This is a genomic window from Arthrobacter sp. FW306-2-2C-D06B, assembly GCF_021789175.1.
In the GTDB taxonomy this organism is placed as follows: Bacteria; Actinomycetota; Actinomycetes; order Actinomycetales; family Micrococcaceae; genus Arthrobacter.
On the sequence record NZ_CP084560.1, the window covers coordinates 3,790,950 to 3,806,060 of the forward strand.

The 15,111-nt window shown below is 63.5% G+C and carries 16 protein-coding genes; 5 read left to right on the forward strand and 11 right to left on the reverse strand.

The features are described from left to right. The first annotated feature begins 65 nt into the window (after nucleotides 1–65). Complete coding sequence (locus LFT47_RS17675; protein WP_236812687.1) at nucleotides 66–884, forward strand: HAD family hydrolase; 819 nt, start codon at nucleotides 66–68, stop codon at nucleotides 882–884. A 299-nt stretch (nucleotides 885–1,183) separates the two neighbouring features. On the opposite strand, the gene LFT47_RS17680 is transcribed toward LFT47_RS17675, so the two are convergent. From LFT47_RS17680 to LFT47_RS17690, 3 genes are all read right to left on the reverse strand, one after another. After that, nucleotides 1,184–1,282, reverse strand: a complete 99-nt coding sequence (locus LFT47_RS17680; protein WP_003792170.1) for a 30S ribosomal protein bS22 — start codon at nucleotides 1,280–1,282, stop codon at nucleotides 1,184–1,186. 173 nt (nucleotides 1,283–1,455) lie between these two features. Then, nucleotides 1,456–1,668, reverse strand: a complete 213-nt coding sequence (locus tag LFT47_RS17685) for a helix-turn-helix domain-containing protein (RefSeq protein WP_078107672.1) — start codon at nucleotides 1,666–1,668, stop codon at nucleotides 1,456–1,458. Between the two features lie 158 nt (nucleotides 1,669–1,826). Beyond that, nucleotides 1,827–2,969 (reverse strand): 3-deoxy-7-phosphoheptulonate synthase, encoded by a 1,143-nt coding sequence (locus LFT47_RS17690; protein WP_236812689.1) that lies wholly within the window; start codon nucleotides 2,967–2,969, stop codon nucleotides 1,827–1,829. 325 nt (nucleotides 2,970–3,294) lie between these two features. Here LFT47_RS17690 and LFT47_RS17695 point away from each other — a divergent pair, with 325 nt between their 5' ends. Next, nucleotides 3,295–4,308 (forward strand): LacI family DNA-binding transcriptional regulator, encoded by a 1,014-nt coding sequence (locus LFT47_RS17695; protein WP_236812691.1) that lies wholly within the window; start codon nucleotides 3,295–3,297, stop codon nucleotides 4,306–4,308. Here the strand turns inward: LFT47_RS17695 and LFT47_RS17700 are convergent. Next, nucleotides 4,305–5,003 carry a FadR/GntR family transcriptional regulator gene (locus LFT47_RS17700; protein ID WP_236812693.1) on the reverse strand — a complete coding sequence of 233 codons (699 nt, stop codon included), beginning with the start codon at nucleotides 5,001–5,003 and terminating at the stop codon, nucleotides 4,305–4,307. The two genes, LFT47_RS17695 and LFT47_RS17700, sit on opposite strands and share 4 nt — an antisense overlap. Before the next feature lie 79 nt (nucleotides 5,004–5,082). On the opposite strand from LFT47_RS17700, the gene LFT47_RS17705 reads away from it, so the two are divergent. Continuing rightward, nucleotides 5,083–6,387 (forward strand): alpha-hydroxy acid oxidase, encoded by a 1,305-nt coding sequence (locus LFT47_RS17705; RefSeq protein ID WP_272909592.1) that lies wholly within the window; start codon nucleotides 5,083–5,085, stop codon nucleotides 6,385–6,387. 129 nt (nucleotides 6,388–6,516) lie between these two features. On the opposite strand, the gene gdhA is transcribed toward LFT47_RS17705, so the two are convergent. The 5 genes from gdhA to LFT47_RS17730 form a co-directional block, all read right to left on the reverse strand. Then, nucleotides 6,517–7,854, reverse strand: a complete 1,338-nt coding sequence (gene gdhA / locus LFT47_RS17710; protein ID WP_236812695.1) for an NADP-specific glutamate dehydrogenase — start codon at nucleotides 7,852–7,854, stop codon at nucleotides 6,517–6,519. 205 nt (nucleotides 7,855–8,059) lie between these two features. Further along, a complete protein-coding gene (locus LFT47_RS17715; protein WP_236812697.1) occupies nucleotides 8,060–8,245 on the reverse strand; it encodes a hypothetical protein in 186 nt (61 codons plus the stop codon). 135 nt (nucleotides 8,246–8,380) lie between these two features. Further along, complete coding sequence (locus LFT47_RS17720; protein ID WP_236812699.1) at nucleotides 8,381–8,629, reverse strand: hypothetical protein; 249 nt, start codon at nucleotides 8,627–8,629, stop codon at nucleotides 8,381–8,383. 413 nt (nucleotides 8,630–9,042) lie between these two features. After that, nucleotides 9,043–9,630, reverse strand: a complete 588-nt coding sequence (locus LFT47_RS17725; RefSeq protein ID WP_236812701.1) for an ArsR/SmtB family transcription factor — start codon at nucleotides 9,628–9,630, stop codon at nucleotides 9,043–9,045. Nucleotides 9,631–9,728: 98 nt separating this feature from the next. After that, nucleotides 9,729–10,940, reverse strand: a complete 1,212-nt coding sequence (locus LFT47_RS17730; protein WP_236812703.1) for an acetoin utilization protein AcuC — start codon at nucleotides 10,938–10,940, stop codon at nucleotides 9,729–9,731. 112 nt (nucleotides 10,941–11,052) lie between these two features. Here LFT47_RS17730 and LFT47_RS17735 point away from each other — a divergent pair, with 112 nt between their 5' ends. Then, nucleotides 11,053–12,486 carry a TrkH family potassium uptake protein gene (locus LFT47_RS17735; protein ID WP_236812705.1) on the forward strand — a complete coding sequence of 478 codons (1,434 nt, stop codon included), beginning with the start codon at nucleotides 11,053–11,055 and terminating at the stop codon, nucleotides 12,484–12,486. Nucleotides 12,487–12,526: 40 nt separating this feature from the next. Continuing rightward, nucleotides 12,527–13,165 (forward strand): potassium channel family protein, encoded by a 639-nt coding sequence (locus tag LFT47_RS17740; protein WP_171983496.1) that lies wholly within the window; start codon nucleotides 12,527–12,529, stop codon nucleotides 13,163–13,165. A gap of 26 nt (nucleotides 13,166–13,191) precedes the next feature. Here LFT47_RS17740 and proC read toward each other — a convergent pair whose 3' ends face one another. Then, complete coding sequence (proC, locus tag LFT47_RS17745) at nucleotides 13,192–14,022, reverse strand: pyrroline-5-carboxylate reductase (protein WP_236812707.1); 831 nt, start codon at nucleotides 14,020–14,022, stop codon at nucleotides 13,192–13,194. Between the two features lie 252 nt (nucleotides 14,023–14,274). Then, nucleotides 14,275–15,111, reverse strand: coding sequence for a sugar phosphate isomerase/epimerase family protein (locus LFT47_RS17750; protein ID WP_059389509.1), 837 nt, complete (start codon nucleotides 15,109–15,111; stop codon nucleotides 14,275–14,277).

Here is a 15,111-nt window from a genome sequence, read left to right on the forward strand (position 1 = left end):
TCGCTTCAGCGTCGGCACGGCCGTCGCGAACGGCACGGGGCCGGGCGATTGACTAGACTCAAGGCATGCCCGTCGAGAAGAACGCCGTTGTGGCCACCGCGCCGACTGCAACGCAGCAACACGGCGAAGCCGCATTCTTCGACGTCGACAACACCCTCATGAAGGGTGCCAGCCTCTTCCACGTCGCCCGGAAGATGTATGAACGCAAGGCCTTCACACTCTCGCAAGCCGCGGGTTTTGCCTGGAAGCAGTTCAAGTTCGTCCTGCGGGGCGAAAAAATGGAGGACGTCCATTCCGTCCGGGATTCCGCGCTGATCCTCGCGGCCGGTATCAAGGTGTCCGATATCAAGGAACTGGGCGAAGAGGTCTACGACGAGATGATCGAGTCGCGGATCTGGCCCGGCACCAAGGCCCTGGCAGAACAGCACCTGCGTGTTGGCCGGAAGGTCTGGCTCGTGACGGCGACGCCCATCGAAGTTGCCACTGTCATTTCCACGCGACTCGGCCTGACCGGGGCACTGGGTACCGTCGGCGAAGTCGAAGATGGCGCCTACACGGGCCGGCTGGTGGGCGAGATCCTCCACGGACCAGCCAAAGCCGTGGCTGTGCAGCGCATAGCGGACGAAGAAGGCCTGGACCTGAAGCGCTGCTGGGCGTACAGCGATTCACATAACGACATCCCGCTGCTCACCTTGGTGGGCCACCCGGTGTGCATCAACCCCGACGCCGGGCTACGCCGCCATGCGCGGGAGAACAACTGGCCCGTTTACGACTTCCGCTCCGGCCGCCGGGCAGCCACGCTCGGCCTCAAAGCCGCGACCGTCGGTGGCGCCGTCTACGGTTTGTGGCGGGGCTTCTCCAAGTTCCGCAGCCCGAGGGCCTGACCCAGGCGACGCTCGCTCACTTATAGCCGCCTCCCCAGCAACCCTCGCTCACCTATAGCCGCCTCCCCGGCGACCCTCGCTCGGATATAGGGGCCTTTCCGGCAACCCTCGCTCGGATATGACGCAAGAATCGAGAACCATCCCGCACATGATGTGAAGGAGGGTTCCGGCAGGTGGCCACATACGTGAGCGAGCGTTGTCGAACTGGCCGACATACGTGAGCGAGCGTCTCCGGGGAGGAGCGCAAAAATGCCCGCCGCCTTGAGAGGCAACGGGCATTCACGCTGTAGGAAGTATCTCTACTTCTTATTGCGACGCTGGTGGCGGGTCTTACGAAGCAGTTTGCGGTGCTTCTTCTTGGCCATACGCTTGCGGCGCTTCTTAATAACTGAACCCACGTAAGTTCCTTACCAAACTAGATTGAGATTCTGTCTGCTGGGTGAGGTCCTTGAACTGAGCAACAGACTTTACAACTGACAGATTCTTACAATGACGTAAAACGTTCCTTAACAGGGTACCGCTTATCGGGGGCACCCAATGACCGCCGGCCCCTGCGGGAACCAGGCATGGCTCAAGCCGTCTCCGAGTGTCCGTCGACGACCGCGCCCTTGAGGTACTGGCTCACGGCTTCTTCGGGGACCCGGAATGATCGTCCAAATCGGACGGCCGGCAATTCTCCCGAGTGGACCAGGCGGTACACGGTCATTTTGGAAACCCGGAGGACTTCGGCAACTTCAGCCACTGTCATGAAACGCGCGTTCGAGAAGTTAGTCTCTGCGGACATTTCTCCATATTCCTTTGCTCTCAGCGGTTAGCGGCGAACCCCAGCATTCATTACCTGGTGTGCCGATGCTGAGCCATCAAACAACCATGTGCTAGATACTCTAGAGGCTGCTGGTACCAAAGTGAAAGTCTTTCGGCCAACTGGAGACTAGGTTTCACTTAGTTGGAAGCAGCCATCCGACGCTTGCGGGCCGAGGCCGCCAACTGGTCCAGGACGGACACCGTGACGTCCCATTCCATGCAGGCGTCCGTGACGCTCTGGCCGTACACCAGCTCTTGCTCGCCAGCAGACTGCCGCTCCACATCCAGGTTCTGCGCCCCACCGACAAGGAAGCTCTCCAGCATGACGCCGGCGATCGGCGAAGCCACGTCATCTTCCAACTGCGCACCGATCTCCAAGGCGACTTCGGCCTGCCGATGGTGGCTCTTGCCGCTGTTGGCGTGGCTCGCGTCAACAATCAGGCGCGGATTCAGCCCCTTCGCCGAGAGCTTCTCCGACGCAACCGCGACTTGCCCGGCGGCGTAGTTCGGACCCTTGCGACCGCCGCGCAGGATCACATGCGTGTCCGGGTTGCCTGCAGTCGCCACCAGGGCGGCGCGCCCATCGCCGTCGATCCCCAGGAACGCCTGGGGAGCCGCAGAAGCGCCGCAGGCATCGATCGCTACCTGGAGGTCGCCGTCGGTCCCGTTCTTGAAGCCGATCGGCATGGACAGACCGGAGGCGAGCTGACGGTGGATCTGGCTCTCGGTGGTCCGCGCACCGATGGCGCCCCACGCCACGAGGTCGGCCATGTATTGCGGGCTGATGGGTTCCAGGAACTCAGTGGCGGTCGGCAAGCCGAGGGCCGTGACTTGCTGCAGGAATCCACGCGCCGCACGGAGTCCGGCCGCGATGTCATGGCTGCCGTCCAGGTGGGGATCGTTGATGAGGCCCTTCCAGCCCACCGTGGTCCGCGGCTTCTCGAAGTACGCCCGCATGACGATCAAAAGGTCTTCCTTGTGCTTCTCCGCCTGGCCGACCAGCCTGCGTGCGTATTCCAGGCCGGCCTTCGGATCGTGGATGGAGCACGGGCCCACGATCACCAGGAGGCGATCGTCAACCCCGTCCATGATGGCGCGGACTCCATCGCGCCCGCGCTCGACGACGGTGGCGGACCTCGCGTCGAGCGGCAGTTCGGCGCTGATTTCCTGCGGCGTGGGGAGCGGCTCGAAGCGGCTGACGCGCAGGTTCGACGTCGGCTGGGCGGCGGCATTCTCGACGTCGACGTTATGCGTGGTGGGCTCTGCGGCGATGCTGGTCATGAAAGGGGTCCTGTTCCGAAAGAGGTGCGGACCCTGCTCAGAGCCCGCCTGGAAATGGCGAAGGGCAGAGAATCATCTCTGCCCTGTTGGCTCTGAAGGAAAGTTGGATGCGTGTCAGTTAGACGCGGGCCCCTCCAGAGCCAACGAAAAATACGCATACCAACGCTTAGTCATAGCCAAACCATAACCTCAGGCTCCGGATGCCCGCAAATTGAAATGCAACGACATCAAGGGAAACCGTTTCCCCACGCAATATAAACTTCACCTCAGAACAAATGTCCCCGCCGCGTTGGAACAGGGCGGCCCCAGCTCCAGGAAGGAAACCATGCCAGGCAGAAGGAACACCCGGCGGGTGGGCATCGCAGATGTGGCATCCATGGCCGGTGTTTCGCACGCCACGGTTTCCCGCGTCATGAACGGAAATACAACCGTGGACGCGGACATTGCCGCGCGCGTGCGCGCGGCCGCCTTGGAGCTGAAGTACAAGCCGAACCCGGTAGGCCGCAGCCTGGCCCTGGGAAAAACCGACACTATCGGAATCGTGGTGCCGGACCTGTCCAACCCCACGTTCCAGGCCATTCTCCGCGGACTGAGTATTGCCGCGGCCCGCGACGGCTACCGCGTATTGATCGCGGACTCCTCCGAGGTCTCCAGCGAAGAAGCGATCCTCGCCGGGGAAGCCCGGAGGCGATGCGACGGCGTCGTTCTTTGCGCCCCCCGCATGAGCGACGCGGAACTGGAAGAACTCGCCCCCACGCTCTATCCGCTCGTCCTCATCAACCGGACCACCGAGTCGGTGCCGACCCCCAGCCTCGTGGTGGACTACGGCCAAGGCATCCAGGAGCTCGCCGCCCATCTGGTGGAGCTGGGCCATCGCAAACTGGCCTATCTGACGGGACCGGACCGCAGCGCGTCCAACGTGCAGCGCCTTCGCGGTCTCGAAAAGTTCACGGCCGAATTCCCCAACGTCGAATTGCAGTTCATTCCCGGAGGCAACACGTTCGACGCCGGATTCGAGTCAAGCGATGCCGTCGCCTCGTGCGGTGCCACCGGGATCCTCGTCTTCAACGACGTCGCGGCGATGGGCCTCTTGAGCGGACTAAGCCAGCGCGGCATCCGCGTACCGGAAGACTTGTCGCTCACCGGTTTCGACGACATGCCCTTCGCCCGGTACACCATGCCTCCGCTGACCACCGCCGCCGTGCCGATCTCCGACCTCGGGGACCTTGCATGGCGCCGCATGCGGGAGCAGATCCAGGCCAAAGACGCCGCCTCCCCCACGAACTACTTCCCGCCGCGGATTGAGCTCAGGGGCAGCACCGGACCCGTCAAAGCCTAGGGTTCCTCAGGGGCTTGCCCCAGCCCGGCTTCACGGTAGTACCCCTCGATGTGCGCGGCAACCAGCGTCGCTGCCCGGCCGCCGTCGCGGTCGTTCACTGCCGCCAAAATGGCGCGGTGCTCGGACCGCAGGCGCTGGGCGGTGCTATCCCAATCCGGCAGGTTTGCCGTGAGCGCCGCGGCGTACCCCTCAATCGCTTCCCGGAGCGATCCCATGATGGTGCTTACCACCGCATTTCCGGCGGCTTCCGCCAGTGCGAGGTGGAAGGCGACGTCCAGCGCGAGGAAGTCGTCGACGGCGGCACTCACGTCCATTTCGTCCAGGAGCCTCGCTGCTTCCCCGAGTTCGGGGGCGTCAGTTTTGGCGCGGGATACCGCCCACGATTCGAGCAGGACCCGCGTTTCCACGATGTCGGCGACCGGCAAATGCTGCGTGGCCACATGGAGGCGGAGCGCGGAGCCGAGAGCCGCGGCCGGTTCCGCGATGACCACGGTCCCGGCATCCTTTCCGGAGCCGACACCGGCCCGCACCACGCCCATGGCCTCGAGGATCCGGATGGCTTCGCGGACCGACGTCCTTGAGACTTCCAGCTGTTCGGCCAGTGCCCGCTCAGCGGGAAGCCGTCCACCAAGCACCAAGTGCCCGTCGGACAATTGCTTTTCGATCCAACTCAGGACGAGCTCGTGCGTTCGCATGGATAAATAGTAGTTGATGTGGTTGGACCACATGGCATAGAGTGTGGTCCAACCACACAAGCACACTGGAGACAGCACCATGACGCAGACCGTCCAGCCGAGCAACGCCCCTTCCCTTGAGGTGCCCGCGAACGTCCCCGCCGCCGTCGGGCGTCCAGCTGCACTCAAGCGCCGCGTTCCCAAATACGCGGACCTGGCGCCCCTGATGAAGTTCAAGAAGCCCGAGTTCAGCAACGCGGCGAAACTGCGCCGCGCGTCTACCGTTTGGGAACTTCGGGACATGGCCAAGCGGCGAACTCCCCAGGCACCATTCGACTACACGGATGGTGCTGCGGAGGCAGAGATCACCCTTCGCCGCGCCCGGCAGGCATTCCAGGACATCGAGTTCCGGCCGGGAATCCTGCGCGACGTCTCCAGTATCGACCTCAGGACCGAGATCCTGGGCAAGGAATCCCGGCTTCCGTTCGGCATCGCACCTACTGGATTCACCCGCATGATGCAGTCGGAGGGTGAGTACGCGGGCTCGCAGGCGGCCGAAGCGGCTGGTATTCCCTACACCCTCTCCACGATGGGCACGGCTTCCATCGAGGACGTGGCCGCAGCGGCTCCGAACGGCCGCAACTGGTTCCAGCTGTACCTCTGGACGGACCGGGACCGCTCCCTGGAACTGATCGAGCGCGCCGCCAAGGCCGGGAACGACACCCTCATGGTCACCGTGGACACCGCCGTCGCGGGCGCACGGTTGCGGGACGTCCGCAACGGCATGACCATTCCTCCCGCCCTCACCGTGAAGACCGTGCTGGACGCCTCCTACCGGCCCGCTTGGTGGTTCAACTTCCTCACGCACGAGCCATTGACCTTCGCCTCACTGTCGCGCTACACGGGCACCGTTGCCGACCTCATCAACTCCATGTTCGATCCCACCCTGACCTTCGACGACCTCGACTGGCTGCGCGAAACCTGGAAGGGCAAGCTCGTAGTCAAGGGCATCCAGACGGTGGAAGACGCCCGCAAGGTGGTGGACCACGGCGCGGACGGCGTCGTGATCTCCAACCACGGCGGGCGCCAGTTGGACCGGGCACCGATTCCGCTGCACCTCGTTCCGGAGGTCGCCGCCGCGCTGAAAGCGGACAACAGCGACGCCGCCATCATCCTGGACACAGGCATCATGAACGGCGCGGATATCGTGGCGGCCCTGGCCCTCGGTGCCGACTTCGCGCTGATCGGCCGGGCCTACCTCTACGGGCTCATGGCCGGTGGCCGCCCCGGCGTGGACCGCACCATCCAGATCCTGGAGAAGGACATGGCCCGCACCATGGCCCTGCTTGGAGTCACGAAGGTCTCGGAACTCAACCCGGACCACGTGCGCCTACTACAGCACTAGCTCGGGCTGCCCAACTAGCTCGCATTTGTTGTCGTTTTGGGGCCTCAAAACGACAACAAATGCGAGTCAGTTGGGTGGGGTGGGCAGGATGACGCGGGTGGCGCGGGGGCGCGCGTGCGTGCGTGGGGCCTAGATGAGGCCTTGCGCCAGCATGGCGTCGGCGACCTTCACGAAGCCGCCGATGTTGGCGCCCAGGACGTAGTTGCCGGGCGCCCCGTATTCCTCCGCGGTTTCGGCACAACGATCGTGGATGCCCACCATGATTTCCGTAAGGCGTGCTTCGGTGTATTCGAAGGACCAGGAATCGCGGCTGGCGTTCTGCTGCATCTCCAACGCAGACGTCGCCACACCACCGGCGTTGGCTGCCTTGCCCGGGGCAAACAGGATGCCCGCATCTTGGAAAACGGCAACGGCTTCACGGGTGGAGGGCATGTTGGCGCCTTCGGCGACTGCCAGCAGACCGTTGCTGACGAGCTTCGCCGCAGCGTCGCCGTCGAGCTCGTTCTGCGTCGCACACGGCAGGGCAACGGCGCCGTTGACGTCCCAGACCGAGCCGCCGGCCACATAATTGGCTCCCCGGCGGCGCTCCGCGTATTCAGTGAGGCGCCCCCGTTCGACTTCCTTGATCTGGCGGAGCAGCGCGACATCGATGCCGGCCTCGTCCACGACGTACCCGGCGGAATCGGAGCAGGCCACCACGGTGGCGCCGAGGGCCTGGGCTTTGGCGATGGCGTAGATGGCCACATTGCCCGAACCGGAGACCACCACACGTTGGCCATCGAAGGACCGGCCCCGGGTCTTGAGCATCTCCTGGGCAAAGATGACCGTGCCGAAACCAGTGGCTTCCGGACGGACGAGGGAGCCGCCCCACGACATTCCCTTACCCGTCAGCACGCCCGACTCGTAGCGGTTAGTGATGCGCTTGTATTGGCCGAACAGGTAGCCGATCTCGCGGCCGCCCACGCCGATGTCGCCGGCAGGAACGTCCGTGTATTCGCCGATGTGGCGGTACAGCTCGGTCATGAAGGACTGACAAAAGCGCATGATTTCGGCGTCGGAACGGCCGCGGGGATCAAAGTCCGAACCGCCCTTACCGCCACCAATGGGCATGCCCGTCAGGGCATTCTTGAAGATCTGCTCGAAGCCGAGGAACTTGACGATGCCCAGGTAGACCGAGGGGTGGAAGCGCAGTCCGCCCTTGTAGGGGCCCAAGGCTGAATTGAACTCGACGCGGAAACCGCGGTTGACGTGAACGCGTCCGGCGTCGTCGGTCCACGGCACGCGGAAGATGATTTGGCGCTCCGGTTCGCACAAGCGCTCAAGGACGGCGCCCTCCAGGAATTCCGGGTGCCTGTCGTGCACCGGGCCGAGGCTTTCAAAGACCTCGGTGACGGCCTGGTGAAATTCCAGCTCGCCCGGGTTCCGCGCCAAGACGGTGTCCCGGACTGCTTCCAGCCTCGAATCCATGTGACTCCCTACAACTTCTGCGCCGAAAGGCGGTCTGCGTACAATCCCGCTCATGCTCGCATCAGACGCGCGGCAGTCTCCATCCGAACCGATTACGACCGGGCAGGCCGCGAGGCAGCGGCAGTCGAAAAGCGCGGGGTTTCTCTTCAGAAACGCGACACTAGATCCGAAGGACCCTCCACGCGGGCCTCCGGCCGGGACCAATTCACATTATTGCTTCCGGGATGTCGAATCGCCTCCCAATGAGTATGCGAATGGCCGCGAGTAGAGGCTGATCTTCCAGCGCAACGCCCTCGTCCCCGTAATACACGCCCGTTTCGTCGCCCACTGCTTCGATGTCAAAAAGGTTGAGGACCTCGGCCACACGTAACTGATACTCGGTGGTGGTCATTTGGCGAGACGCGCGGACTGGAATTGCGCTGAGTGTGAGTGCGACCTCAGCATCGGATTCATTCACTTGAGCGCGTCACGTTACTTCCGCAATAGTCGGTCGCCGTCTGGATGTCATTGCTTTCCACTCTCCAGTTCACCGCCCTGGTTCCGTAGTTGAAGACATGGTCATAGCGCCGGTGTCCGCGTAGCGTTTGGCGGTGCCGGAGTAAAACGTGGCTGGCGCGTAGGAGTAAGTCACGACGTGTACCCACACGACCTGCCCCACGGGGCAGCTGAGCGAGCCGCTGACGCTCGTCACTGCTGCCTGCGCGGGCATCGCGGATGCCGCTACCAATGCCATTGCCGCACAAATGCCGATCGTGCCGACTTTTCGAGTTTTCAATGCTTCCCCCTGAGCGTCCGGACGGGAATTTTCGATGCAAGCCCGCCACTTGGTTTTTACGGTCCTGGAAATTCGAAAATGCCAAAACGTCATTCCTACCTCCCGATAGCAAAGACGAATGGGACTAGCAAGAATAGACGATGTCCCAAGCACGGACAAGATCTTTTGACAAACAGGTCAGAGGGACTTTTCTAGAAATCCCTCAATGGATTTCTGCTGGCCACCTAGTGTCTTCGTAACCTTTACCATCGCGACAAAGCGTCTGATGTATTTGTCAGCACTCAATTCACGCTCGACACCACTCAAAAAATGGTTTCTATGTACTCAATTTCGGCTTTTCACCACTCAGCAGGTCCGGGAAACGCCTCCGCAGAAGCCAATCATGGCGTCGGCGGGATCATGCCGGCTTGCTGCTACTTCTTCCGCCCGAACTTCGGCAGGTTCGGCAGGTTCGGCAGGTTCGCCAAGAGGTCGGCAGCCTTCGTGGCGGCACGGCCAACCGTACGGCCGATCTGCTGCGGCATGGTGTCGTCGATACCCGCGACTGGGGCAACAGCTCCCGAGGCGGGAACGGTTTCAGGCGAGCGCTCGACGTCGGTGCTCGCCGGGGAGGTGCCGAGCGGCTCGCCGTGGGGCTGCGTCCGCGGGGTGCCCTGCTGACCAACCGCACCCGGCTGGCCACCCGAACGTGCGCGGGGGCTGCGGGCCGGTGTGGCGGGCTCGGCCGCGGGCTTCGCGGGACCGACGTCGAACGTCTCCAGCCAGCTGGCAACCCCGGCGAGCGGCTTCGGGTTCAACGCGTAATAGCGCTTCTGCCCCTGTGCGCGCATGCTGACGAGATCCGCCTCGCGGAGTACCTTCAAGTGTTTTGAGATGGTGGGCTGGCTCGCTGCGAGCTCCTCCACCAGTTCCCCCACAGCCTTATCCCCAGAGCGGAGGGAAACCAGAATGTCACGCCGGGTTGCCTCAGCAATGACGGCAAATACGTCGTCAGTCACCATGCCTCCCACCCTAGCGACATATACGCCAAAAGGCATCAACTATTTCGCCTCTGCGCGTGCCGTTGACCCGAGCCTTGCGCCAGCTGGGCAAACACGCATCAGTCGAACCAAGGATCCAGTCCGTAAAGCGGGAAAATCTCCTTGCGGGTGGCGATGATGGTGCGGTCCACGGCATCCGCGGGGTCGTACCCGACCTCCCACGAACGCCACCACGTATCGACGCCGTCGCCCATGAGCTCCGGTACCGTTTCCCCGTACTTTTCCCGGACATAGCTGCGGAAAGCCTCCGGGACCGGAGCCGTCAGCTGGACGGGATGTTGGGCCACGATGCCTATCAAGTGGCTCCACGTGCGCGGTACCACTCCCGTGATGTCGTAGCCCCCTCCCCCGGTGGCGATCCAACGGTTTTCGCAGAACCTGGCGGCGAGGCCCGCGACGGCGGTGGCCGCCTCGCGTTGGCCGTCAACACTCAGGTTGAGGTGCGTGAGGGGATCGAGTTTGTGGGAATCGCAGCCATGCTGGCTCACGATGACTTCCGGTTCGAAGGCCTGCACGAGTTGCGGCACCACCGCGTGGAAGGCCCGCAACCACCCGGCGTCGCCCGTCCACGCAGGCAACGCCACGTTGACGGCCGTGCCCAGCGCGTCCTGGCCGCCGATCTCGTTGGCGAATCCCGTTCCGGGAAACAACGAGAGCCCGCTTTCGTGCAGGGAAATCGTCAGGACCCTGGGGTCGTTCCAGAAGATGCTCTGGGTGCCGTCGCCGTGGTGGGCATCGACGTCGATGTACGCGACCCGCCGGACACCGCCGTCGAGCAGCCTCTGCACGGCGAGAGCGGCGTCGTTATAGATGCAGAAGCCGCTGGCACGCTCGCGGGAGGCGTGATGCATGCCGCCGCCGAAGTTGACGGCCCGCACGGCGGTCCCGGACAGAATGGCCTCGGCCGCGAGCAACGACCCTCCGGCAAGCCGGGCGCTGGCTTCGTGCATCCCGCCAAAAGCGGGATCATCCTCGGTGCCGAGCCCGCGTTCCGGGTCCGGCGTCGTCGGGTCTTCGCTTGCACGCCGCACCGCGGCAACATATTCGGCACTGTGCACTGCCAGGAGTTCGACGTCGGACGCGACCTCGGGCGCCTGGACGGACACATGCTCCAAGTCGAATAGTCCGAGCGCCGCTGCGAGCCTGGCAGTCAGTTCCAGCCGGGCTGGAGCCATCGGATGCGAGGGCCCGAAATTGTATGCGGTCATGGCGGGATCCCACGCCACCGTCGTTGGCAGCGGGGACGGACGGAGGCCTGCCCAGGAAGTCATCAATGACAGGCTACCCGAGCGGCGGGAGCGCACCTGCCCCGTTACGGCGGGCGATTAGTGGTTTACTACTCAGGAAAGCAGAATCAATCGACAAGAAGCGAACAGCACTGCCATGACTCAGAGCCAGTCGAGGTCCCGAGACCCGGCCAGCTGGCAAACCGTCCAGCCGGAGCGGGGAGGCCTGTGGATATTCACGGGTATCCGCGACTTCATCGACAACATCGCCAACTCCTCGCCGGCGCGATTGGCGCTCACGGCGTACGTCTTCGCGATTCTCTTGTTCACCGGTCTGCTTTCCCTGCCGGCGGCATCGGCGGACGGTTCGGTCACTCCCATCCACCAAGCCTTGTTCACCGCTGTTTCCAGCGTTTGTGTTACCGGTTTGACGGTTGTCTCGACGGCGACGCACTGGACCTTCTTCGGCCAGCTCGTGATTCTCGTGGGCATCTTCGTGGGTGGATTGGGAACCCTGACACTCGCATCCCTCCTGGCGCTCATGGTCAGCAAACGGCTGGGCGTGAGGGGCAAGCTCATTGCCCAGGAGGCCATGAACAACGCCGGACGCTTGGGCGAAGTGGGTACATTGTTGCGGATCGTCATCTCGACGTCCGTGACCATCGAGGCCGTCCTGGCCGTCGCGATGATTCCCCGGTTCCTGACACTCGGAGAGGACTTCTGGCAGGCCGTCTGGCACGGGGTCTTCTATTCGATTTCTTCCTTCAACAATGCCGGTTTCACACCTCATTCCGACGGAATCGTGCCGTACGAGGCGGATCTGTGGATTCTTGTGCCGCTCATGCTTGGAGTGTTCCTTGGCAGCCTCGGCTTCCCGGTCATGTTGGTGCTCCGACGGCACGGCCTCAATTGGAAGAAGTGGAGCCTTCACACCAAGCTGACCATCCAGGTTTCCCTGATTCTCCTCGTTGCCGGCGCAGTCCTCTGGGCTTTGATGGAATGGGACAACACCAACACCATCGCCAACATGAGCTTTGGGGATAAGATCACGCATTCCATTTTCGCCTCGGTGATGACGCGCTCCGGTGGCTTCAACCTGGTTGACCAGAGCCATATGGATTCCACCACAAGGCTCCTGTCGGACGCGCTCATGTTCGCCGGCGGTGGTTCGGCGTCGACGGCGGGCGGCATCAAGGTGACCACCATTGCGGTCATGTTCCTCGCCATCGTCGCTGAGGCCCGGGGCGACGACGACGTCAAAGTTTACGGGCGCACGATCCCCGAAGGCACCATGCGGGTAGCCATCTCGGTGATCGTCGCCGGTGCTACCTTGGTTTGCGCATCCGCATTCCTGCTGTTGGCCATCAGCGGCGCGAGCCTGGACCGGGTGCTCTTCGAAACCATTTCGGCCTTTGCAACTGTGGGACTTAGCACGAACCTCAGCGCCGAGCTGCCGCCGTCGGGGGTCTACGTTCTCGCCGCACTCATGTTCGCCGGCCGCATCGGCACCATAACCCTTGCCTCAGCCCTGGCCCTCCGCCAGCGCAGGCAGCTATTCCATTATCCGGAAGAGAGGCCGATCATTGGCTAATTCAACAGGCGCCCCCAACCGGCCGGCGCACAACGCGCCCGTGCTGGTGATCGGCTTGGGCCGATTCGGTGCTGCCACCGCCGAGCAGCTCGTCAAGCAGGGACGCGAAGTCCTGGCCATCGAGCGGGACCGCACGCTCGTCCAGAACTGGGCTTCCGTGCTGACCCACGTCGTCGAGGCCGACGCCACCAACATCGATGCCCTCCGCCAGCTCGGCGCGCAGGAATTCAGCTCTGCCGTGGTGGGCGTGGGAACGTCGATCGAGTCCTCCGTGCTGATCACAGTGAACCTCGTGGATCTGGGCATCGAACACCTCTGGGTGAAAGCCATCACGGCATCGCACGGCAAGATCCTCACCCGCATCGGCGCCAACCACGTCATCTACCCCGAGGCCGACGCGGGCGTCCGTGCGGCACACCTGGTCTCCGGGCGCATGCTGGACTTCATCGAGTTCGACGACGATTTCGCCATCGTGAAAATGTATCCGCCCAAGGAAACAGTGGGCTTCACGCTGGATGAGTCCAAGGTCCGTTCCAAGTACGGCGTGACCATTGTCGGCGTGAAGTCCCCCGGCGAGGACTTCACCTACGCCCGGCCGGACACGAAAGTTTCCGGCCGCGACATGTTGATTGTGTCCGGGCACGTGGACCTGCTGGAACGGTTCGCGGCGCGACCGTAGCTGACTCTGGCTGCGGCCGCCTGGAACTAGGCGAGCTGCTGCGTGATCTCCGCGGCCCGGGCCGCTGCCGCGCGGGCTCCGTCGGCGATGATCGCAGGTATGCCGCCGTCGTTGAATGCCGCGATGGCACGTTCCGTGGTGCCATTGGGGCTGGTCACGGCGATGCGCAGCGCAGTGGGGTCCGCACCCGGCTCCGCAAGCATGAAACCCGCGCCTGCCACAGTCTCGCGTGAAATCATGAGGGAGAGCTCGGGGTCCAGGCCAAGCTCGACGCCGGCGGCCGCCATGGCCTCGGCAAGGTAGAACGCGTACGCGGGGCCAGAGCCGCTGATGGCGGACAGTGCATCCACCTGCTCCTCCGGGATCTCGACCACGGTGCCGGCGGCGGCGAGGATGTCCTTGGCCAGCTGGAGCTGCTCGGGCGTGCAGTTGGTCCCAGCTGAAACGGAGACCACCCCACGTCCGAGTTTGGCGGGCGTGTTGGGCATGGTGCGGATGACCGGCTGACCTGCGGGAAGGGCTGCTTCCAGCTGGGCGATGGACACAGCGGCGGCAACGCTGATCACAATGGTGTTCTTAGCCAGCGAGGGCGAGATTTCCCGTGCGAGATCGGCAATGCCGACAGGCTTGACACCAAGTATGACAACCGAAGCGCCCTTCGTAGCCAGCTTGTTGTTGTCTGGCTCCTCGGCTCCGGCGATGGTCATGACATGGTGGCGCTCAGCCAGTTCGGCGGCGCGCTCTGCTCGACGTACGGTTGCGACGACGTCCGAGGGATCCGTTCCGGCGGCAAGCAGGCCGCCCAGGATGGCCTCGTTCATGGACCCACAGCCAAGGAATGCGATTCGGTTGCTCATGGCTCCATGATGCCAGTTCAGCTGCGCCACCGCAGAACCAATGCCGTACTGTCCAGAGGTGCCCAGGATTCCCAGCTAGTTCCCAAGATTATTGCAGGCTGCACCCAATATCGCTCCGTAACGTAGTAATTACCTCATTGAGGGTGCGAGTGATGAGGCGGGCATGGGGATGTCCGCCACAAGCACCGGTGGTCGAACGGGTTTCCCCCCATTTTCCCGTATCGACCGCCGGTGCTTTCTCGTTTAAGGAGCTTAGATCTCGAAGGCTCCCACGAGCGGGGCTCCCAAGTGCTGGCGCGCAAAACGCAGCGTCTCGGCGAGCCATTCCTCGCGTTCACCGGCAGCTTTGGCCTTGCGTGTCGAAATCTCGGCAACCACGGTGCCCTCGAATCCGTTGGATGCAAGATACTGCAGCGCCTCGGCGCACTGTTGGGTCCCGTAGCCGGGGATCAAGTGTTCGTCCTTGCCCGAGCCCGAACCATCCGTGAGGTGGACGTGGCGGAGCTTGCTCCCGAGCGCCCGGATCGCCTCAAGGCTGTTGGCACCCGCTGTGGCCGCGTGCGAGAAGTCCCAGGTGACGTCGTCGTAATCCTGGCCCATCGGATCCCAGTGCGGAAGGTAAGCGAGCGCCTCACGGCCGCGCACGCGCCACGGGTACATGTTCTCTACCGCGATGTGCACCTGATACATCGCCGCGATCTCGCGGACACCGGCAGCGAAGTTCTCTGCGTAGTTCGACTGCCAGCGGAACGGCGGATGGACCACCACGGTGTTGCAGCCGACTTCGCGCGCCATCTGGCAGGACATCTCGATCTTGTTCCACGCCGGACCCCAAACCTGCTGGGTCAGGAGCAGGGTGGGGGCGTGGATGGAGACGATCTGCTGGTCGTATCGATGGCTTAGCTGGATGAGGGCATCCGGGTTCTGGCTGGTGGCGTTGTTAGTCACCATCACCTCGACACCGTCGTACCCCAGGTCCTGGGCCACGGCAAAGGCGTCATGGACGCTGAGCGGATAGACAGAGGCGCTGGATAGCGCCACCGGGATCCTCGGCGTGTCTTCTTCGGAATGCTCGACGTCGGTGCTCAT